Genomic DNA, 19,716 nt, shown 5'->3' with positions numbered 1-19,716 from the left:
CGGCCTTTTACATCAGGGTTTCGACGCCATACCTTGGGAATATGGAGCGATTTTTCTTGAGTCAAGCAGCACAACTGCTACATAATTAAAAGCGCTTTGGATTCCATTGGGAGGTGGCGACCAGTGTAAGCGGAGGAAGAATAGCACGTGAATCTGAAACAGCTATCGGAATTGCTTGGCCTGTCGCAGACGACGGTAAGCCGAGCATTGAACGGCTATCCCGAAGTCAATGAGGCGACGCGCGAGCGGGTCCTGCAAGCCGTGAAGGAGACAGGCTACCGCCCGAACAAGGCGGCGCAACGGCTGGCGACCGGCAAGGCAGGCTCGATCGGGCTGGTGATGCCGACGGCTCCCGATCACTATTCCGATGTGCATTTCGGCGAGTTCCTAACCGGGCTCGGCGAGGAGGCCGTGCGCCACGACTTTCATTTCGTGATCATGCCGGCCGATCCAAACGACGAGGTCGGGGCACTGCGGCGGCTGGCGATCAGCGGCAATGTCGATGCGCTGTTCGTGGCCTATATGCGGGCCCACGATCCGCGGCTGCCAATGCTGAAGTCGCTCTCCATGCCATTCCTGGTGCACGGCCGCTCCATCGGCTCCGAGCCCGACTATCCCTACCTCGACATCGACAACGAGGCCGCTTTCTATGATGCCGCAAGGTTGCTGCTTCAGCTCGGCCATACGCGCTTTGCCCTCCTCAACGGGCCTGGACATCTCGACTTTGCAATCCGCCGCAAGAACGGGCTGGTTGCGGCCCTTGCCGAGCGAGGGCTATCGCTTCCGGAAGACTGCATGAGCCATACGTCGATGACGGACGAGCTTGGCCAGTCCGCCATGGAACGATTTCTACAGATGCCGGAGCGACCGACGGCGATCCTCTGTTCCAGTACGGTGCTGGCGCTCGGCGCCATCCGCGCCGTCAATCAGGCCGGGCTGAAGCTCGGGGAGGACATTTCACTGATCGCGCATGACGACGTTTTGCCGCATCTGAAACCCGAGAACTTTTCCGTGCCGCTGACGACGACGCGGTCGTCGCTGCGCGCCGCGGGTGTGCGCATCGCCCAGCGGCTCATCGGGACGGTCAAGCAGGACGGCCCCTTCCCGGAACAGGAGCTCTGGAAAACCGAACTGATCGTCCGCGCTTCGACAGGCCCCGCCCCGAGGCAGGATCAGAATTTGGGCGGCGTCTGACCGGCGCCGCGATGGGCGGCGATCACAGTATTGGCCATCAGCATCGCAATGGTCATCGGACCCACCCCACCTGGAACCGGCGTGATGACATCGGCGACCCTCGACGCCTCGTCAAAGGCAACATCGCCGACGAGGCGGGTCTTGCCTTCACCCTTTTCGGGAGCCGGAACGCGGTTGATGCCGACGTCAATCACGGTGGCGCCGGGCTTCACCCAATCGCTCTTGACCATCTCCGGGCGACCGACAGCGGCGACCAGAATATCGGCATTACGGCAGACCGACGGCAGGTCCTTGGTACGTGAGTGAGCGATCGTCACCGTGGCATTGGCATTCAGCAGCAGTTGCGCCATCGGCTTGCCGAACAGATTGGAGCGGCCGATCACCACAGCATTCAGGCCGGAGAGATCTTCGCCATGCGTGCGGCGGACGAAAACCATCGCACCGGCGGGCGTGCAGGAAACGAGGCCGGTTTCGAGATCGCCAGTCGCAAGCTTGCCGGCGTTGACGACGTGCAGACCATCGACATCCTTTTCCGGCAGGATCGATTGGATGATCGGTTCGGATTTCAGATGCTTCGGCAACGGCAACTGCACAAGGATCCCGTGGATCGAGGGGTCGTGGTTCAGCGTAGCGACGAGCGCTACCAACTCCTCCTGCGTGGTCTCAACCGGCAACGTGTGCTGGACGGATTTGAATCCGCATTCCTTCGCCATCTTGCTCTTGGAGTTGACATAGGCATGGCTGGCCGGGTCATCCCCGACAATCACGACGGCAAGGCCCGTCTTGACGCCGCTCTGCTTGTCCAGCGCCGATGTCGCTGCCTTCACCGTTTCGATTACCGAAGCGGCGACCTGTTTGCCATCAATCACTGTCGTCAAGACTGTCTCCTGCCCTTGCTTTAGCCCATTGTAGCCGTTGGCGCTCAGCGCGATTTGCCTGTCCACGCCCTATCCTGCCTAAAATGGCAAATGCAAGAACAATCGTGTCGCAGCAGGTCAGGATGCTGCCGACCGGGTACGCAGCCTGTCGCGCATGGCGGCGAGCTCGGCACGGACGATGTCCACCTCCTGCGGCCCTTTGGCGGGGGCGGCCGTCGATGGCGTGCCGACATTTGGCTCGGGTGTGGGGGTGCGTAGCGACGGCTCTTTCCTTGCGGACGCAGCAAGCGTGGAGCGCGCTTTGGCAGAGACAACAGCCAGGCCGAATGCGAGCCCAGCAAGAGCGCCGAGCAGTGGCGACAGCCAACGCTGACCAGCCGGCATGGCGACTGTCTGTACCGGCTTCTGCAGTTGTACACTGCCAGTACCCGGCGCAACGGCTCCTGTGGTAATCGCGTCCTCCAGGCGCAAGCGCGCCGCACTTGCCTTGTCACGCAGCTCGGTCAGCTTCGCGAAATCGACGCCCGTGTCCTTGCTCTGCGCGATCAGCGCGTTGCGGTGATCGCTCAGCTGCCGTTTGTCGACGGTGGCTGACTTCATCTCGTCATTCGCTTCGCGCACCAGCCGAGCGAGGTCGTCGCCAATCGCATCCTTCAAACCGTCGACCTCGGCCTGCTGCGCCTGCAGCCGCGGATGGCGTGGGCCGAGATTGACCGACAGCTGCGAAAGCGACAGGTGTGCGGCCACATATCTGTCACGGTGGTCGATGAGTGTCGGCAACATGAGGTCAGGATCAAGTGTGCCGGCAAGGACATCGCCGACCTTTGCCGTCTTCAGCCGGCGGGCCTGCTCCTGGGCAGCAAGGATGCGCTGCTCGGCTACCTTCAGTTCCCCATCAATGCTTCCGATCTGCTCCTGCAGATCAGTCGCAACCTTCACGTTGCCTTCGCCGCTCTTCTGCGTGAAGGAGGCAAGCTCGAGCTGCGCCGCATCGTCCGCCTTTTTCAACGATCCGTCTTCGGCAACCCCAGTTGCAGCTTCTCGACTCGTCAGGACGGACGCGAGGTAGCCCGCAATGCGCGCGGATTTCTCCGCGCTGCCTGTGGTAACCTTGAAATCGATCGTGCCGGCGTGGGGATCGGTCGCGGTGCGGATCGCGGAAACGAGCGATGCCTCTGCGCGCGAAACAGGGTCGGCCGCTGTGCCATCGGTCGATAGCAGGTCAATAGCGACTGCAAATGCATCGGAGGAACCGCCGGAAAACTCCGGATCGCGGTCGAGCTTCAATGCCGCAACGGTCGCGGCGATCGTATGAGACGCCGAAAGCGTCTTTTCGGCCGCTTTCGTGGCTACAGCGCGACCTTGGCCGGCGCCTTGGATGGCGAGCATTCCTTCCGCGCTATAGCGCGCCGGCTCTGCAGGGATCAGACTACCGCTCGCTCCACCCAGCGCACAGACGAGACCAATCGCAGCGAGACGCTTCAAGCGCCCTGGTTTCGGCGCACTTTCGGAGGTAGAAGATGCAACCTGGGTCAGGTTTGCAGCTGCTGCTGTGGGCGGTGCGATGGGTGCAGGCGTAATCGGCGGCGTCTCGACAATGGCGGCCTCGACATCGTTTGCTGCCTCAAGCCTCTTGCCCAGGATTGTCTCGATGCGACTGACAAGCGGCGGCGCTTCAGGTCCAGTAGCGCGGCTGGCTCGCTGCTGCTCAAGCGCGCGTTCGATCACGCCGAGCAGTTTTGCTTCCGCCGCCGGCATCACAGCGGCTTCGGATGGCATCGCGATATAGTTGCGCCGTGCCGTCGGGGGCCGGAGGATGGCTTGGCTTCTCGGATTGCTGTCGTACATCGCCACATCTCATGCGTATGAACGGAACGGTCGAGCCGCCCGCGACTGCGGATGGTTAAGTAACCCTAAATGTTCATAGCAAAGAAATGGTTAACTGACGCAATTACGTTGATCGACGCAGTAGCCGCCGGCGGCGCGTTACGCCGTATTGGAGCACGTAGTAGAGGAAGGTTGCGGAATCGAGGGCGTACCGCAAACCCCGGCGTGTCGCCTCGTGTATCCCGCAATAGCCGCGGTCGAGCCCGATCATCCGCAGAAATTTTGGCACGTGGTGAACCGTGCCCGCCACGACATCGAACAGGTCGCCAACAGCAAGCACAAGCCGAGCATGATCCGCCCGGATGTTCTTATGGATCCATTTCTCCTTAGATGCCGTGCTCGTTCCGACGATCAGTAAATCGAGCCATTGCCGATCGATGTCTTTGATGATCGCCGATTTGTCTGCCGTCTCGGAAAAGCTGTCGGAAATGATGATGAACTCATGCCACGGGGCGTGCCGCCGGAACGTTGCAGCTGTCGTCCTGACCGCCTCGGGCGTGCTGCCGATCAGGCCGATGCGCCGCGGCACCTCCATGAATGTCAGCAGCGCAGGCACGAAATCGGCGGCCTTCAAGCGGGCGGGGAACAGCGATCCGTGCGCCACTCTCGACGCAATATCGAGACCGAGGCCATCAGGGAGCAACAGATTTTGTGTGAGAACGGCGCGGTATTCGCTGTCGCGCAGCGTCATCAGCATATTGCCCGCGGTGACGAACGAGATGGACGTCTGCCCAACCGGCATCGACAGTAGTTCATTGATGAACACCAGCGCGTCATCCCAGCCAAGATCGCAGACCGGCAGATCGAAGATCGCGCGACGCGACGACAGGACCGCGAAATTCGCGATCAGGCTCATGCCGGCTTCCTGACGATAGTGTTTCATGCTGCATGCATCCCGGAACAGATCACATCGCCGCACCAGACGATTCAGCATCGACCGATAGCGTTCGCCTGGGAGCGCATGAAGAATTCCGAAAACCGGAAAGCTGTGCACAGTCAGCCCATCGCCGCGACTTGTAGCAGCACGATTTCAACTATCCCTTAGGAAAATCGCTTGAATTCCTAGCCTCAAACGAAGGAATTGTTAACTATCGGCAGCCCTGAGATAAATGCAAAACTGCGCCAGTGGTGCCGCTTCAGGGCGATAGCCGTCTTACTCCGTTGCAGCCGGGTCCGACACGGGTGCCGGGGCTACGACATTGACGGGCTTGACCGTTTTCTTCTGCTGCCCGGAGGCATTCGCCTTGACTTCTTCCTTCGAGAGGTAGTCGAGCTGCTCCAGCATCACCTGATCGATATAGTCTCCGCCGAGATGCTGGTTGATGTCCTTCTTGATCATCTCGCGGAAGGCATTCGGATCGAAGGACTTCATGTTGGAGATGTCGACCATCTTGTTGCCGACGAGCAGCGTGAAGAGCTCGTCGGTCGTCATTTCCGTCAGAGGCAAGGTGAGGTTCTTCACCTTGTCCTTGTTCATCATGAAAGACACCTTGCCGAGGAAGTAGCCGGTGACGGCGCCGTCGGCAATGATCGGCACGGTAATCGTCTCGCCCTTTACAAGCTCGAGCTGGCTTTGCTTGGAATCATCGGGAGCCGGCGCAGGAGCCGTTGCCATGTGCACGGAGAAATAGACCGATGCCAGCGTGATCGCGCAAACCCAGACGCCTGTCAGAACGAGCTTAATCATCAAGCGTCACGTGCCACGAATTGCTCTTGGGAATAGGTGCCGTCGGCATCCGCGTCCTGGACCGCATTCTTCAGGAGATCGGCAACCGTGCGAACCGCCTCCAGGTGCGCTTCGACGCGCCGAGCGTTCAGCACCAGCTTCTTCTTCAGCCCATGCAGCTGATCGAGATGCGTCGCCGCCAGTTCCTTCGGATCGGTGTCGCGGAAGAGCATGGAGAGTTCATACAGGCAACGGCTCTTGTGGGCATTCGACACTTTGAGATCGAACTGAGGGTCGCTGCCGATCCTCGTATTCTCATTGTCGATGATCATTTCAAGGCGTCCAAGAACCGATTTGATACGGTAGTCGTTCGAGATTATTTCCATTTTTTTCCTCGATTTTCTCAGGCGTCATTGGCGGACTTGTTGTCCGCAGTTGTTGTACCGAAGGTCTTGCGCTGGAATTCGTCGATCATGCTCATCGCCATATTGCGATCGTCCTGATCGGTGGAAGCGTTGGCGACCTTGCCTTCCTGCTTCTTCAGCGCATCCTGATAGAGCTGCTTGGCAATGCCGATGCCGTCGCCCTTCGAAATCTCGTTGCCGAGCTGCTCCGCCATCATGCCCTTCCAGATGTCACCGGTGGCACCCTTGCCGTACACTTCCTCACTGTCACTCGGCAGCATGTTCTTGATGAAGTTCTGCAGGACCATCGCCTCGAACTTGCGGTAGGTTTCCGGCACCTCTTCCGTCTTGGTGCTGCGGTTCTTGCTGTCGCTCAAACCGGTCTTGCCGACGGCGCGATCGAGAATATCGACGGCCGACGTGAAGCCGTTGCCGGCTTCGGCGAGACTGTTGGCGGCAAAAGCGGCCTGGTTTGCCTTCAGTTTGTCCTGGGCCGCCTGGACCTCCAGCGGGTCGGCAGCTTTGACAACATCAAGGACCAGATCACTCGGAGGTGAAATAGCCAAGTCACAATCCTCTTGCTTTAAAATTGTGACGATTATGATTTTTGAAGCTTGCTGGAGGCTGGCGTACCGAATTTTTGATCGATGAGATCATAGACCGCGTTGTCGTCGGCCTCCCGGCGCTCGGACTCAAGCGCCTCGCGCATGCCGTCTTCCAGCCGATCGCCCTTGGCGCGCTCCTGAACAACGCGCATTTCGTGAATCTGTTGCATGCCGGTCAGCTGCTTGTCTTTGATCCCGAGCCGGTTGAAGCGATCCGCATAGCCCTGCGAAAAAGCATGGTGGACGGGGTCCATGGAGCCAAGTGCCAGAATGACGCTGTCCATCTGATCGTTGACCTCCGCGCGCTGGCGGCTCGTCTCGGCAAGATCGAATTCGGCCATCTGCTCCAGATGACGTTGAACCGCCACGAGGCGTTTCAGTTTCTGGGAGCGTGTCTTGTCCGCCATGCTGCTACCTGCCGATGAAGACGCTGGCGAAGGATTGGCCGAACTGGCTGACCAGCGCTGCCACGGAGAAGTAGAAAAGGAAGAGGCCGCCGAGAAGCAGGTAGGGCGTCGATATGAAGTACACCGGAATCTGCGGCGCCAGCTTGTTGATGAAGCCGATAGCGATGTTGAACATCAGGCCGTAGATCAGGAAGGGGCTCGAGAGCCGCAGCATGATCATGAACGTCGATGACAGCGTGTCCGTGAACGAGATGAGCGTACTGCGCATCTGCATGATGCCGCCGAAGGGCATCGACGTGTAGGAATCGACCAACGCCCGGAACACGATGTGATGAAAGTCCATCATGAACAGGATCATCATGCCGGCAAACGTGATGAAGCCGGAAAGGCTGGTTTCGGGCGTATCTTCGAAGATATCGCCCGCGCTCGGTTGCGTGTATCCGATCATCATTGCGATGACGCTGGCCGCAAACTGCAGGCCGAGCGTATAGAGCCGGGCAAGCATGCCGTACATGACGCCGATCAGCGATTCGCTGAAAATATAACCGATATAGGTGGCGTTCGATGTGTGGACGATCGGATAGACCGTATCCCAAAGCACGGGCAGAATCGCGAGAGACAGTGCAGCGGCAATGAAAACCCGCAATTGCGCCGGCACGCGGGCCGACGAAAAGCCGGGCATCGCCAGGACGCAGCCACCGATCCTACAGAAGATCAGGAACAGCGCCAGGACGGTCCCTTGCGGGTCAGTTATCATGAAATCGAGCCCAGAATCTTTATCTCGATGCCCTTGGCCAGCTCGACATGCGACAGAACCGGGAGCGTTGCGAACAATCGTTCGATGATCATGCGCACATAGGAGCGCGTTTCCGGCGAAGTGACAAGGGCGAATGGCAGGCCGCGATCCATGAATTCACGGATAACCTTCGTCGCCTGCTCGCTGAACTCCTCCAGCATGCGCGGATCGATGTCAAATTCGATGATTTCGCCCTTGTTGTCACGCTTCAGCGCCTGATGGAAGGCAAGGTCCCACTTGCTGCCGAGTCGCAACACGCGAAGTACGCCGTTGTCGGCGAGGTCGCCACATAGCTGCTGCGCCATGCGAACGCGGACGTGTTCGACAATCTGCTCGGTCTTGCGGACATGCGGCGCGAGTTCGGCGACGGCTTCCAAGATGAGGTGCAGGTTGCGGATCGACACGCGCTCGGCAAGGAGCAGCTTCAGCACGGCCTGCAGGCCGGAATAGGACATGTGCGACGAGCAGATCTCGTCTGCCAGCTTCTTGTATTCCGGATCGAGCCTGTCGATCAGCACCTTCACGTCCTTGTACGACAGAAGCGCCGGCAGATTGTTGCGAATGACTTCGCTCATGTGCGTCAGCACGACCGAGACATTGTCGATCGGCTGGAAACCCTCGCGCTTCAAGTCTTCTGCAAAGGCTTCAAGAATGGAAACCGCGGGCATGCCGAAGGCCGGTTCGCGAATCTCGTCGCCTGGAATGCTCGGCTTGCGGCCGGAGCCGGTGACAACAAGAACTTCGCCCACGCGCAGCATGTTGGAGGCAACCGTCGTGCCGTGGATTCGGATCTGATAGGACTTCTCGGCAATGCCGATATCGTCGGTGACCTTGATTTCCGGAACAACGAAACCGTACTGCGTCGCAAACTTCTTGCGCATCTTGCCGACGCGGAAAGCGAGCTCCTGGTGAGCGCCGAGCAGGCGCGTCGACACCATCTTGCCAAGCGCGAGTTCGATTTCCGAGGTACGCAGTACCGACTTGACGGAGTCCTTCTCGAGCTCCTTGTTCTGGACGACCTTCTTCTCTTCTTGTTCGCGCCGAGCCCTATTCTCGGCCTCGACCTGGCGAGGAATGAACCAGGCACCGAAGGCAAGAAGACCGGAAAGGAACATGAAGGGGACAAACGGCAGACCCGGCATGAGGCCGAGGATCGCCATCAGAACCGCGGACACCGAAAGCGCGCGCGGATAGCCGCTCAGCTGGTTGACGACCGCCTGTTCGGTGGAACCGACCGTGCCGCCGCGCGACACGAGAAGGCCGGCTGCGAGCGAAACGATAAGGGCCGGCATCTGCGAGACGAGGCCGTCGCCTACGGACAGCTTGACGAAGACGTCGGCGGCTTCGCCGATCGGCATACCGTGGCGGAAATAGCCGATGATGATGCCGCCGAAAACGTTGATGCAAGTGATCAGCAAACCGGCAATCGCATCGCCACGAACGAACTTCGACGCACCGTCCATCGCACCGAAGAAGGAGCTTTCCTCTTCCAGCTCCTTGCGTCGGCGCTGGGCTTCCTTCTCGTCAATGATGCCGGCAGAAAGGTCTGCGTCGATCGACATCTGCTTGCCGGGGATGGCATCAAGTGTGAAGCGCGCGCCGACTTCCGCGATACGCGTCGCACCCTTGGTGATGACGATGAAGTTGATGGTGATCAGGATCAGGAAGACGATCAGACCGATCACGAAGTCGCCCGACATGACGAGGCTTGCAAAGCCGGCGATGACGCCGCCGGCGGCATCGTGACCCTCGTTGCCGTGCGAAAGGATGACACGTGTGGTCGCGATGTTCAGCGCCAAGCGCGTCATGGTCGCGATCAGAAGGATGGTCGGGAAGGACGAGAAATCGAGCGGCTTCTGGATCCACAGCGCCACCATCAGGATCAATACCGAGAAGGCGATCGAGAAGGCCAGTCCCATGTCGATCAAAAACGGCGGGATCGGCAGGAAAAGCACGCAGATGATAAGGATGATGCCCATGGCAAAACCGATATCACGTACGCTAAGTCCGGCTTTCGGAAGGGGGAGTGCAGGAGGTTGCGCCATTTCGATTCCGTCTCTTCATGAGAGGTGCGGGCATGATGCCCACCAATTCGGATCGAGAATTAAATGGCGAAGCTTGCGCGAAGGTGGCTCAGAAACCTGACTGAATGCGCGAAAACACCAGATTGGTGAAAATCGAAATCTGCGATCCGACGAATGGCGCCGAGATGCCGATGGTGACGAGGACGGCCACGATCTTCGGAACGAAGGTGAGCGTTGCTTCCTGAACCTGCGTCAGCGCCTGGAACAGCGCGATGACCAGACCGACCACCATGGCCGCCGCAACCGCCGGGCCCGCGGAAACTAGGACCGTCCAGATCGCAGCCTGAAAGAGGTCAAGTGCATCAGCTTCATTCATCGTCAGGCAACCTCATATCGCCTTGCGGTTCGCCCGATATGGCCGAACCGCCTCATAATTGCACTTAGCTCGACGTCGTCGGCGCCTTGTCGGCCAGGGTGATTCCCGCCTGCACAAGGATACTCTTGCCGTCGGTCGTCGTCGCGACAATTCCGTCGGAATAGACCTTGACCGAGGCAACCGTGCCTTTGACGGAACCGTCAGCGCTGGTCATGTACTTGCCGATATAGCTGCCGGCCTGCGTCAGGCTGGAGCTGGCAAGCAGCGTGTCCAGCTTGCTGTTCGTCTGGATCGTCTGTTCGACCTGCGAGAAGCTCGCTAGCTGCGACATCTGCTCGCTGGCATCGACCGGATCCGTCGGATCCTGGTTCTTCATCTGTGCGATGAGCAGCTGAAGGAAGTTGTCGTAGTTCAGTGTCGCCTTCTGCTGCGCGCTTGATGTGCTCGACGACGACGAGGTGCTCGACGTGCTCGAAACGCCACTTACCGCCATGGTGCAATCTCCTTACGAATCTGCTCGACCATCGTCGGCGGCATTTCGTGATTGTTGAGGATGCTGTCTTCGATCGGGTAGAGACCGCGGATCGCCTTGAGCGCGTCGAAGGCTCGTCCGGTCGAGACCAGACCATCGATGCGCTTCAGCTCGGCGAGGACTTCCTCGTTCTTGAAGCAGGTCAGCAGCATGGTGATCGACTTGCGGAACATCGCCGTCGACTGCTCCTTGCCCTCAGGATTGATGAGGATCATCTGCGCGATGAAATAGAGCTGGCGCAGTGGCGTGGTCGCGTCTTCCGGCTGGAGGACGTGGTTTTCGAGAAGGAACGTTACATCATTCAGGAATTCCAGCGCGACCTTGCGATCGACGCGCAAGACCGCACCGTTAATAAAGATCTTTTCCCCGGCTTTTAGCGAGATACGAAGTGTGCTTTTCATTTTAGTCCATCCCTGATGATGGTGGTAACGTCGATAATGCCTTGGTAGTTCGTCGATTGCCGGCGCCTGATCCGATCGCACTCCTTCAAGATCCAGATCGCGATGGAGATGAGGTTGGCCCGCAACTGAATCTCAAGCTGGTTATCCGGATGCTTGAGATCCTCGATGAAACTCACCCAGACACGCCGGGTGTAGAACAATGCATCAATGGCTTCCCGGCTGTACTTCTCTTTGTCCCGCGCAATCGACAGTAGCTCGATGGACCGGTCGAGAACTTGACGTTCCCGCTCCTTCGCATCGGCCACCGAGTCCTCCATGATCTCGGAGTAAGAGAACTGATACATTCATGCATCCTTCTTTGTCTTTCATACCCTTGATCATCAAAGGTAATTCACGAGACTCAACTGCTGGATTTTCGATACGATGGTGTAGGCGGTCTCCAGCTGCGTCTGGAGGGTGTTGACGAGTGTCGATGCTTCCGAGGTATCCACGCCCTGGAGATCGACGAGCTTGTTCTGGATGATGCTCGATTGTGCATCGAGGGCGTCGTTGGCCTTCTCGACGCGCTCCTGCGAAAGGCCGAGCTGGCTTGCCTGCGTGACGATGCCCGTGGTCGCCTGGGCGGCATAGCCGATCGCCTTGGAGGTGACCGTGCCCAAGGCATCAGCACTTAGGCCCTGGCCGGCCAATGCCGAAACAGTGATCGAAGCCAGTGCGAAGTAGCGCATGCCTTCCGAGTTCGCATTTGTCGAGGAGGTCACGACTTCCGAGTTGCTGATGCGGCTGGTCATGTTCTGATTGGAAGCGCTCGACCAACCGGTCGTCGGATCGGTCCAGCTCGTCTCCGAGAACATCGGCTCGACCGTGCCGGTGATGAAGGTTTCCATCTCGGAACCAGTGAGCTCGCCAACCGTCTTGCCGAGTCCGGTCGCATAGGTGCCGAGCGCCGCGGTAATATTAGCTGTCACCGTGGCCGACTGGTCCTTCAACGGCTGCACATCGGTGTTGATACCCGAGAACAGGTATTCGCCGTTGAGCATCGAATTACCCGTATCCATCAGCTGCGACAGCGCGTCGCCGGCAGACTGCATGGCCACCGTAATGCTGGTCGTATCTTGGCTACCCTGAAGCGCGGTCAGTTTCGAAACGAGCGCGTCACCAGCAGTCTTCATGCTGTCGAGGCCGAGCTGGGACGCTTCAAGGCGCGCCGAAACGACTGAATTGCTGCCCTTGAGAGCCTTGATGCGGCTGACTTCGGACGTGAAGTTCACGCTCTTGGCCGCGCCGGATCCGAGGGAGGCGCCAATATCGGCGTAAACGCCCGTCGTTGCTTCGAGGGAAGCGCTGACCAATTGCTTCTGCGACTGGCGGATCGTCAATCGCATTGCGTTCTGAATGGCTGAGCTAGAAATAAATGAACTTTTCATGGCTTAACTCGCTATATCCAGCAATGACTTCAACATTTCGTCGACAGCGTTGAGGATCTTCGTGGCCGCCTTGTAGGACTGCTCGATGTCGAGAAGCAGCGTCAGTTCTTCGTCGAGATTGACGCCGGTCTCGTTGGAATAAGCTTCCGTCGAACGCGAGAGTGCCGCGGACGTATTCTCGGACGCTGTCGTCGCATCGCTTCGATACTGCTCAAGCCACCCAACCGAGCTCGAGGCGTAGTCCATGATGTTGACGTTGGACGAGAGGCCGGCGGCGGCCGAGAAGGTCTGTGCGGTGCCCATCGCCGTGTAGAGCGCATCGAGATTGTCGGAGAAGCCGCTGCTGTTCGTTGTGTTGAGGTTGGTGAGGCCGGAGATCGACCCATCGCGCAACTTCATCGGGTCGCCGCCCTGGCTGGTGATGACGGCGGCATTGACCGTGATGGTTCCGGCGATGCCGTCGATCACGCCCGTCGTCGTCGGCGTGCCGCCTGACGTTCCAGCCGCGGTCTTCCAGACGAAGAGGCCTGGCTGCGTCGTGGCGGGCGTCCCGCCGGTTTCCGAAAACATGGTGACGAGCGACTTCGCGATCTCGTCGAGCTGCGACTGGAATGTCGTCGCAACTTCGTCGCGCACTTGCAACAGCGCCTGCAGACTTCCCTGTGCCGTGCTCGTAGACCCTTTGCCGGCCCCGAGCAGCACGCCATCGATATAGACGCCATTGCCTTTCGTCTGCGCGGTATAGGTGTTCTGGGCAACAAACGTAATTGTGCGCGGTATCGTGTCGAAAACGACCGTGCCGTCGGTGGTGTAGAGCGCCATGTCCCCGTTGTCGCGATCGACCGCGTTGACCCCAACGATCGAGGAAATCTGCTTCAGCAGTTTGTCGCGCTCATCCAGTGCATCGGCTGGATTGCCGCCGGTTGCGGTTGCGCTCTTGACGGCATCGTTCGCCGTCTTGAACTGCGCAAGCAGCGTGTTAAGCGTCGAGACCTGGGTCGCGATTTCCTTGTCGGCGCCCTGGCGGACGGCCTGCACGGATTTCGTTGCGTCGTTCAGTGAATTGGCGACGTCCTGTGCGGCCGTGACCGCACTCTGCGCCGCAATCGTGCTGCTCGGCGACGTGCGAAAAGCCTGCAGCTTTTCACGAAACGTCGCCAGGTAGTTCGCCGGTGACGTTTCGTAATCGTTGCCGCCCATGATCGATTTCAGGTCGGTGAGGCCACTGAGCAGGGTTTGCTGGCCACTGTCCTGCGCGCTCGCCTTCAGCCACTGACGCAGCAGCGCATCTTCCTGCGCGCGGCTGATCTTCACGACTTGCGCGCCATTCAGCGACGTGGTGATCATCGCCTGCCGGCGCACGTAATCGCTGTTGCTCGAGTTCGAGATATTGTTCGATACCACACTGCTTTGAGTGCCGGTATTGCTGAATATGCTCTGCGCAGTGTTTAGTGCGGAAGTGAGCGACATGGCTTATCCGAACCCTACTTATCTCTTGAGGTTCACGAGGACGTCCATGATGTCGGACCCCGTCTGGAACACCTTGGAATTGGCGGTGTAGCTGCGCTGCGATTCGATCATTTCGGTCAGTTCGCCGGCGAGGTCGACGTTTGAGCTTTCGAGCGCGCCGGCCTGTATGGTGCCGAAACCGTTGGTCTGCGGGAAGCCGGTGACGGTAACGCCGGACTGGCCGTTGGCGCTATAAACGTTGCCGCTCATCAGCGTCATGTTGTCCGGGCTCGCGACAGTCGCCAGCGGAATGCGGTAGATCGGCTTGGAGGTGCCATCGGAGTACTTGGCATAGACGGTCCCGTCCTTGTCGATCGTCACGTCCTTGACTGGGCTTGCGGCCTGGCCGTTCGGCGTGCCGCTGCCGGCGAAATCGGAGGCGAGCTGCGTAAAGCCGCTGAGATCCATGGCGATCGATCCACCCGTTACCGTATCGGTGATCGCGAGCGCGCCGGCACCGACCATCTTGCCGTTGGCGTCGAAGCTCAACGTCGTGCTTCCGACGACAGCAGATGTTGCCGGGGCCGCAAAGCTGTAAGGGAAGGAGGACGTGCCGCCGGTGGCCGCATCGTCATGACGGAAGACCGCTACCTCCCAGGTGCTTGCGGCACCCGTCGCCGGGGGCGGCGTCGTGGCCGATGTCTTGGTGAAGTAGAAGTCATACTGAACGGTGTTGCCGAGCTTGTCGTAGCCGACCATCGACATCTGCTTGGTGTCACTGGTGATCGGCGCCGTGTTGGAGCTCGGCAGGCCGGTTGTCGTGACATTCGCGTTCGAATTCAGGTTGCCCGAGAACGTGCCGGTCGTCGAGGCGATCGCCGTCAGACCGGACTGGTTGACGTTGACCGGAACGAGACCGGAGAAGCCGTTAACGACGACAGCCGGCGCGCCGGCGTCGTAGGAATAGCCCATCAGCTTGAAGCCGGCGGAGTTGACCAGGTTGCCCTCGTCGTCCTTGGTGAAATCGCCCGCGCGGGTCAGAACCGGAACGCCGTCCGGGCTCTGCACGATGAAGAAGCCGTCGCCCGAGATCGCCAGATCGTAGCTCGACGTCGTGTAGGAGATATCGCCCTGCTCGGAAACGGACTGACGAACGGACGTCTGGACGCCGCCTGAATTGTAGTTACCCGAGGTCGACGGCAGGACCAGCGACGAGAAGGCGCTCGACACGGCCTTGTAGCCCGTCGTGTTTGCGTTCGCGATGTTATCGGCGACGGTGCTGAGGCGGTTTGCCTGGGCGTTCATGCCGGACACGGCCGTCTTCATGCTGCCAAAAATGCTCATCTGAAAACCTCGATTCCCTTAGTAGGCTTGAGAGTATTTGGTGGGCCTTGCGTGAAGCTGTCTGAGGCTGAACCATCATCGACGAGAATGCAGCGACTATGGCCAGGCAACACGGCCCGTTCTGAAAAAATCAGTTCCAGTCAATGCAGTAGCCAAGGAAGCGCTTCGAATCGACCGGATCGAAGCCGAGCTTCTTCCGGAGCTTCTTGCGCAGCTTGGAAATGTGGCTTTCAACGACGTTTTCTTCGACTTCGTCGTCGAATATCCCGTAGATCGCGTTGAAGATCTGCGTCTTGGTGACGCGGCGACCGCGGTTTGCGATCAAATACTCCAGGATGCGACGCTCGCGGCGGGGAAGCGCAAAGACTTCGCCATGAATTTCCGGATCGCGACCATCCGAGAAGACGCGGATCGCGCCGATGTCGGTGTGGCTGGATATCGCTTTCAGTCGGCGCCGGATGGCGGCGGCTCGAGCCAGGATTTCGCGGGGATGCACCGGCTTGCGCACGACGTCGTCGACGCCACAATCAAAAAGTGCAAGGGTGTTTTCCAGCGAGGGCTGGTCGCTGACCGCGATAACCGGCGCCATGGTCCGGTCGCGGATCGCACGCGGCAGCTCGAAATTCTGCTGCCCCTGCCCGATCAGGAAGGCCTCGACAGCTGCGATATCAGAATCCGCCGCCGTCTGAACCCATTCACCGAATTCATTTGGATCAAACCCCGTGGAAGGAATGCCTTCCCGCCCGAAAAGTGAAGTGTAACCATCTTTCACGAGCTCACGCTCATCAACCACTACGATCATTCGTCCGCCTCCGAATCACTTGTGGTACCTCGATGCTCTATGGGTACGAATCGCGCGATTCTGGGACAAGCTGTAGGAACTAATCGACGGGAATTAATAGTTGATTAAGAATTGAGGCGCGATTTGATCTAGATGTAGTAGGAAGTCGAAATCATGCACACAAAAATTTCGTGGAAAAGTTAACGACGCCTAAAATGTGACTTGCCTTGCCATATTGAGACAGATTCTCGCCACAATATGACACATTTCCGCTTTGTTCCGTTTTCTACCCGTTTTGATTGAATCAATTCTGGCAGAAGTTGCTCGCATTGGGAGTCCATTTGCCATAGCCGGTGGCGACCAGATTGGCGATGACCCGGCACACATACTGCTTCTGGGCAGGGTCATTGTTGGGGCCGGCGTGATAGCGGGCCACCGCCATCGTCCATGTTTCGTGCCGGTCGTGGAGATTGCGCAGGAACCTTGCCGCGTATTCCACATTGCGACGCGGGTCGAACATCTCCTCCGCAGACCGGAAATTCTCACCATGGTAGTACTGGTTGATCTGCATGCAGCCGATGTCGATGAGCTTCGCGCCTGACCTGCGTGCGACGACAACCTGCCTCAGTGCGTCCTGCTCGGAGGGCGGAAAGAAGGCCTTGCCTTCGATGTTCAGCGCGTAGGGGTAGAGCGATCCCTTGCGTCCGGTCTCGGTTAGACCAACGGAGTAGAGAATGCCTTCAGGGATGCCGTACTTTAGCGCGGCCGCCTGAATCTCCTGCTCACAGGCGCTGTTCGACGCCCGTGCGCTAGAGATAGACGTCGCCAGTGCGACCGCTGCCAGCGGCGCCAGGAGAAGTGCTTTCAACACCGCTTTCGCCCGAGCCATCGAAGCCTCCGCCAGTTCGCTGTCCTGATTGATTTTGACGTTCACGCGCCTCGCCGCCCTGACCTTGCTGGGCAAAGGCCTGACCCTGCTGCTGGCCCTGTGCGTTCGCCTGATTACCAGCGTCCGAACGGTCGACCGGCGCCATGCTGATCGTGATGTTGTCGATCGCGTAGCCCTGGCTGCGCAATGCCTCGATGATCTTGCCGTGGTCTTCCTTGAGTTGCCGATAGGCCGCGCCGCTCTCGACCTTGAGGTCGACGTTGAGCGCGTCGCCCTGAAGCCGCATCGTCGCGGTAACGAGACCGAGGTCGATCGGGTTCATCTGGATCTTGAGCGTATTCACCACCTTGCCGGTGCTCGTCCACTCGGCGGCATTCGACAGGGCGGAGCTCGCCTGCATGGCATGCGCCCATTCCGGATCACCGGATATCGCCGCCGTCACTGCGGCAGAATTGGTGTTCTGCGCCAAACCAATGTAGCGGCGCGAGTCCAGAACGGAGACGCTCTCGATGTTAGCCTTGCCGCCGGCCTCGGCGGTGGCATCCTTGTCGATGCCAACATGCATATCCATCGACTGACCGCGGCCAACGGCACGGCTCAGCCGGAATGTCGTCGCGTCGGTATCGCCGGCAACCTCTGTGCCGGGCAGCTGAGCGTCCACGGTCATATCGACGCTGGCCAGATCAGCTTCGGCAGATGTCTCATCCTTGGACTTGATACCGGCAACGGGCTTTTCTCTCGGATCGGTCGATACCTTGACATCCGCCTTTTGGTTCACCGCAGCCAGTGCGGCGAACGCTGCTGCTGCAGTTCCGTCAGTCGGCACCTGCTTCAGTAAGCTCAGGACATCGGAGAGCACGCTATTGTCCTCGGCGCCCTTCTTTACCTCGGTGCCGTCAGTCTCCGTCTGCTTGGTACCCTTGGCTGGATGGCTCGCCACGTCATCGCCCAGCGTGTCGGACAGATCCCGCGAGTTGGTGTCATCGGCGTGCTTGCCCTTGGCCTTCGGGTCACGCTCCGTTTTCTTCGTCTCTTTATCCGTCGAGCCCGCCGTCTGTTCTTTCGTCTGCACCTGCGCCGCCAGGGAGGCGCTGCCGAGATCGATCAATGCCTTCGGGCTGGTGTGGCGCGGCGCAGCGGATACGCTACCATCGGTGCCGTCGCCGGCGTGCTGGTCCACCGCGGGCTGCTCGGTTGAGTCATGCTTTCCGCCGCTTGCCTTGTTCAGGACGTCAGAGAACCCGCCTGCATCCGCATCACCACCGTTGCCGGTCTGACGGCCAATGCCCGCGGCAGAGGCAACCCCTGCTCCTGACGCACCCCCCGAAACGCTGATGTCCATCATCTCAATTGCTTTCTTTGTTCAAGATGCCATCGATCTCATCCAGTTGCGATCGACTTGACGTCACGAACGCGCTGAATGACGGGTCGGCGTCCTGCTGTCCCCCAACATTGGATGGCGGCGTCCCTGCCGCTCCTCCCACAACAGGACCTGGGGCCGGGTTGGGTATCTCTCCCTGCTCCGCCTCCGATGAGGCCGCTGCCTGTTTAGAAGTAATTTCTTGGCTATAAGATTTAGGGGTCTTCGCTTGTGTCAGGCTTGCCGGGTCCGGCGGACGAAGCACTTGTTCTGCAATGGCTTTTGCTGCGGCCCTAAGCGCCTGATCGCGCGAAGACAGCTCCTGATCCGGGATGGATGAAATGTTCTTCGCGGCCGTATTAATCTTGTCCGTCGGGATCGCCGCCATGCCGCCGTAGAAATCCGCCAGCGCTCCAAAGGCGTTGTCGGAATCGCCGGCAAGCGTCTGCGCACGCGCTGCGGCCATCCGTGCAAGATCACCCTTGCCGGCGATCGCAGCCGCGCGAGCGATGCGGAGATAGACTTCACGCTGCCTGGCCTCATCCATGAAGGAGAGAATGCCAACAACATCGTCCGGCTTCACCTCGTGATCATGATTGACCAGCAGCTTGACGAAAAGGTCCGCGAACTGGCTCGCATAGGGCGAATGCAGGAAACGGCGCACATAGCGCTGCGAATAATTGAGCCCCTTGTCCACCATCCCGGCTTCGACGCAGATCGACACGGAGCGGCGCAGCGCCGCCTCTTCGACGATCGTCCCCGGCGCATTGAGGCGCGCCTGGTCATACAGCTTCAGCGCCTCCATTGGGCTCTTGGCGATGGTGACATTGCCGCCAACCAGCGCAAGATAGGGGCCGATTTTCTTGTCCCTGTATTCGTTCGCAGTCTCGACGAGGCTCTTGGCGACGAGCAATCCCTTGCCGCTTAGATATTTGCGCAACACGTCGCTGATGCGATTGTCGAAGTGACCATTTACATCGCGGGCAACAAGGTATTCGAGCGTCTCGGGATTGCCGCCACTCATGGCATAGATCAGCGCCGCGTCGACGTTGCGGTCATCGTCGAAAACCGACGGATCGATGGTGCGCAGGCGCTGATCGATCGTGCCGAGCATGAAGCGCTGCATCTCGGCGGCAGAGTGATCGCCAAGCACGACGGAATCCTGCACGAACTGCAGCGACCGCAGCATCTTGTAGGGTGCAATGTCCTCCTGATCTTCCGCATACGCGACGGCAGCATGACTCCCCGCAAGGCCGAGAAGCAAAAGCAGAAGACGTTGGTGGAGACGGACCATGG

21 protein-coding genes are annotated in these 19,716 nt (G+C 59.3%); 1 reads left to right on the top strand and 20 read right to left on the bottom strand.

The genetic code is table 11. The features are described from left to right. Positions 1–147 precede the first annotated feature (147 nt). Positions 148–1,194 (top strand): substrate-binding domain-containing protein, encoded by a 1,047-nt coding sequence (locus FHT71_RS02940; RefSeq protein ID WP_007796692.1) that lies wholly within the window; start codon positions 148–150, stop codon positions 1,192–1,194. Here the strand turns inward: FHT71_RS02940 and folD are convergent. The 20 genes from folD to motC all read right to left on the bottom strand — a co-directional run bounded on the left by folD (position 1,173) and on the right by motC (position 19,714). Continuing rightward, positions 1,173–2,072 carry a bifunctional methylenetetrahydrofolate dehydrogenase/methenyltetrahydrofolate cyclohydrolase FolD gene (folD, locus tag FHT71_RS02935; RefSeq protein ID WP_183718936.1) on the bottom strand — a complete coding sequence of 300 codons (900 nt, stop codon included), beginning with the start codon at positions 2,070–2,072 and terminating at the stop codon, positions 1,173–1,175. The two genes, FHT71_RS02940 and folD, sit on opposite strands and share 22 nt — an antisense overlap. A gap of 117 nt (positions 2,073–2,189) precedes the next feature. Further along, complete coding sequence (locus FHT71_RS02930) at positions 2,190–3,920, bottom strand: succinoglycan biosynthesis protein (RefSeq protein ID WP_132588338.1); 1,731 nt, start codon at positions 3,918–3,920, stop codon at positions 2,190–2,192. Between the two features lie 103 nt (positions 3,921–4,023). After that, positions 4,024–4,815 carry a WecB/TagA/CpsF family glycosyltransferase gene (locus tag FHT71_RS02925; protein WP_183718934.1) on the bottom strand — a complete coding sequence of 264 codons (792 nt, stop codon included), beginning with the start codon at positions 4,813–4,815 and terminating at the stop codon, positions 4,024–4,026. Between the two features lie 297 nt (positions 4,816–5,112). Further along, on the bottom strand, positions 5,113–5,646 hold the full coding sequence (locus FHT71_RS02920) for a hypothetical protein (RefSeq protein ID WP_132588337.1): 534 nt from the start codon (positions 5,644–5,646) through the stop codon (positions 5,113–5,115). After that, the gene (locus FHT71_RS02915) at positions 5,646–6,011 is read right to left on the bottom strand and encodes a hypothetical protein (protein ID WP_132588336.1); all 366 of its coding nucleotides are present in this window, start codon (positions 6,009–6,011) and stop codon (positions 5,646–5,648) included. Before FHT71_RS02915 ends, FHT71_RS02920 begins: the two co-directional genes overlap by 1 nt. 17 nt (positions 6,012–6,028) lie before the next feature. Next, complete coding sequence (locus tag FHT71_RS02910; RefSeq protein ID WP_132588335.1) at positions 6,029–6,595, bottom strand: rod-binding protein; 567 nt, start codon at positions 6,593–6,595, stop codon at positions 6,029–6,031. 32 nt (positions 6,596–6,627) lie between these two features. After that, a complete protein-coding gene (locus FHT71_RS02905; RefSeq protein ID WP_007796668.1) occupies positions 6,628–7,041 on the bottom strand; it encodes a hypothetical protein in 414 nt (137 codons plus the stop codon). 4 nt (positions 7,042–7,045) lie between these two features. Next, positions 7,046–7,798, bottom strand: a complete 753-nt coding sequence (gene fliR, locus FHT71_RS02900) for a flagellar biosynthetic protein FliR (protein ID WP_132588334.1) — start codon at positions 7,796–7,798, stop codon at positions 7,046–7,048. After that, entirely contained in the window at positions 7,795–9,882 is a 2,088-nt protein-coding gene (flhA, locus tag FHT71_RS02895) for a flagellar biosynthesis protein FlhA (RefSeq protein WP_007796660.1), read from the bottom strand. The genes fliR and flhA overlap by 4 nt, the downstream gene beginning before the upstream one ends. 88 nt (positions 9,883–9,970) lie before the next feature. Beyond that, positions 9,971–10,237, bottom strand: coding sequence for a flagellar biosynthesis protein FliQ (gene fliQ / locus FHT71_RS02890; RefSeq protein WP_007796656.1), 267 nt, complete (start codon positions 10,235–10,237; stop codon positions 9,971–9,973). Positions 10,238–10,301: 64 nt separating this feature from the next. Next, a complete protein-coding gene (gene flgD / locus FHT71_RS02885) occupies positions 10,302–10,730 on the bottom strand; it encodes a flagellar hook assembly protein FlgD (RefSeq protein WP_007796653.1) in 429 nt (142 codons plus the stop codon). Continuing rightward, the gene (gene flbT, locus FHT71_RS02880; RefSeq protein ID WP_007796651.1) at positions 10,721–11,170 is read right to left on the bottom strand and encodes a flagellar biosynthesis repressor FlbT; all 450 of its coding nucleotides are present in this window, start codon (positions 11,168–11,170) and stop codon (positions 10,721–10,723) included. The genes flgD and flbT overlap by 10 nt, the downstream gene beginning before the upstream one ends. Then, complete coding sequence (gene flaF / locus FHT71_RS02875) at positions 11,167–11,514, bottom strand: flagellar biosynthesis regulator FlaF (RefSeq protein WP_007530128.1); 348 nt, start codon at positions 11,512–11,514, stop codon at positions 11,167–11,169. The genes flbT and flaF overlap by 4 nt, the downstream gene beginning before the upstream one ends. A 36-nt stretch (positions 11,515–11,550) precedes the next feature. Then, the gene (locus FHT71_RS02870) at positions 11,551–12,597 is read right to left on the bottom strand and encodes a flagellar hook-associated family protein (RefSeq protein ID WP_007796648.1); all 1,047 of its coding nucleotides are present in this window, start codon (positions 12,595–12,597) and stop codon (positions 11,551–11,553) included. Positions 12,598–12,600: 3 nt separating this feature from the next. Continuing rightward, a complete protein-coding gene (gene flgK / locus FHT71_RS02865; RefSeq protein WP_007796644.1) occupies positions 12,601–14,067 on the bottom strand; it encodes a flagellar hook-associated protein FlgK in 1,467 nt (488 codons plus the stop codon). Positions 14,068–14,085: 18 nt separating this feature from the next. Then, on the bottom strand, positions 14,086–15,390 hold the full coding sequence (locus FHT71_RS02860; RefSeq protein WP_007796641.1) for a flagellar hook protein FlgE: 1,305 nt from the start codon (positions 15,388–15,390) through the stop codon (positions 14,086–14,088). Positions 15,391–15,520: 130 nt separating this feature from the next. Then, positions 15,521–16,192: a response regulator transcription factor gene (locus FHT71_RS02855; RefSeq protein ID WP_007796638.1), complete on the bottom strand. Its 672-nt coding sequence runs from the start codon at positions 16,190–16,192 to the stop codon at positions 15,521–15,523. Positions 16,193–16,475: 283 nt separating this feature from the next. After that, positions 16,476–17,039: a transglycosylase SLT domain-containing protein gene (locus FHT71_RS02850; protein ID WP_037083332.1), complete on the bottom strand. Its 564-nt coding sequence runs from the start codon at positions 17,037–17,039 to the stop codon at positions 16,476–16,478. After that, positions 16,981–18,405, bottom strand: coding sequence for a flagellar hook-length control protein FliK (locus tag FHT71_RS02845; protein ID WP_132588332.1), 1,425 nt, complete (start codon positions 18,403–18,405; stop codon positions 16,981–16,983). Before FHT71_RS02845 ends, FHT71_RS02850 begins: the two co-directional genes overlap by 59 nt. 1 nt (position 18,406) lies before the next feature. After that, positions 18,407–19,714, bottom strand: a complete 1,308-nt coding sequence (motC, locus tag FHT71_RS02840) for a chemotaxis protein MotC (RefSeq protein WP_132588331.1) — start codon at positions 19,712–19,714, stop codon at positions 18,407–18,409. Between the last annotated feature and the right edge of the window lie 2 nt (positions 19,715–19,716).

This window comes from Rhizobium sp. BK060, from assembly GCF_014193145.1.
Classification (GTDB): domain Bacteria; phylum Pseudomonadota; class Alphaproteobacteria; order Rhizobiales; family Rhizobiaceae; genus Rhizobium.
Note: the sequence above shows the minus strand (reverse complement) of the source record. Positions and strands in the feature narration are given on the sequence as shown.

Coding starts and splice junctions, on each gene's coding strand:
- FHT71_RS02930 (WP_132588338.1), bottom strand. CDS start 3,920: ATGTACGACAGCAATCCGAGAAGCCAAGCCATCCTCCGGCCCCCGACG.
- FHT71_RS02925 (WP_183718934.1), bottom strand. CDS start 4,815: ATGAGCCTGATCGCGAATTTCGCGGTCCTGTCGTCGCGTCGCGCGATC.
- FHT71_RS02920 (WP_132588337.1), bottom strand. CDS start 5,646: ATGATTAAGCTCGTTCTGACAGGCGTCTGGGTTTGCGCGATCACGCTG.
- FHT71_RS02915 (WP_132588336.1), bottom strand. CDS start 6,011: ATGGAAATAATCTCGAACGACTACCGTATCAAATCGGTTCTTGGACGC.
- FHT71_RS02905 (WP_007796668.1), bottom strand. CDS start 7,041: ATGGCGGACAAGACACGCTCCCAGAAACTGAAACGCCTCGTGGCGGTT.
- fliR (WP_132588334.1), bottom strand. CDS start 7,798: ATGATAACTGACCCGCAAGGGACCGTCCTGGCGCTGTTCCTGATCTTC.
- flhA (WP_007796660.1), bottom strand. CDS start 9,882: ATGGCGCAACCTCCTGCACTCCCCCTTCCGAAAGCCGGACTTAGCGTA.
- fliQ (WP_007796656.1), bottom strand. CDS start 10,237: ATGAATGAAGCTGATGCACTTGACCTCTTTCAGGCTGCGATCTGGACG.
- flgD (WP_007796653.1), bottom strand. CDS start 10,730: ATGGCGGTAAGTGGCGTTTCGAGCACGTCGAGCACCTCGTCGTCGTCG.
- flbT (WP_007796651.1), bottom strand. CDS start 11,170: ATGAAAAGCACACTTCGTATCTCGCTAAAAGCCGGGGAAAAGATCTTT.
- flaF (WP_007530128.1), bottom strand. CDS start 11,514: ATGTATCAGTTCTCTTACTCCGAGATCATGGAGGACTCGGTGGCCGAT.
- FHT71_RS02870 (WP_007796648.1), bottom strand. CDS start 12,597: ATGAAAAGTTCATTTATTTCTAGCTCAGCCATTCAGAACGCAATGCGA.
- flgK (WP_007796644.1), bottom strand. CDS start 14,067: ATGTCGCTCACTTCCGCACTAAACACTGCGCAGAGCATATTCAGCAAT.
- FHT71_RS02860 (WP_007796641.1), bottom strand. CDS start 15,390: ATGAGCATTTTTGGCAGCATGAAGACGGCCGTGTCCGGCATGAACGCC.
- FHT71_RS02855 (WP_007796638.1), bottom strand. CDS start 16,192: ATGATCGTAGTGGTTGATGAGCGTGAGCTCGTGAAAGATGGTTACACT.
- FHT71_RS02845 (WP_132588332.1), bottom strand. CDS start 18,405: ATGATGGACATCAGCGTTTCGGGGGGTGCGTCAGGAGCAGGGGTTGCC.
- motC (WP_132588331.1), bottom strand. CDS start 19,714: ATGGTCCGTCTCCACCAACGTCTTCTGCTTTTGCTTCTCGGCCTTGCG.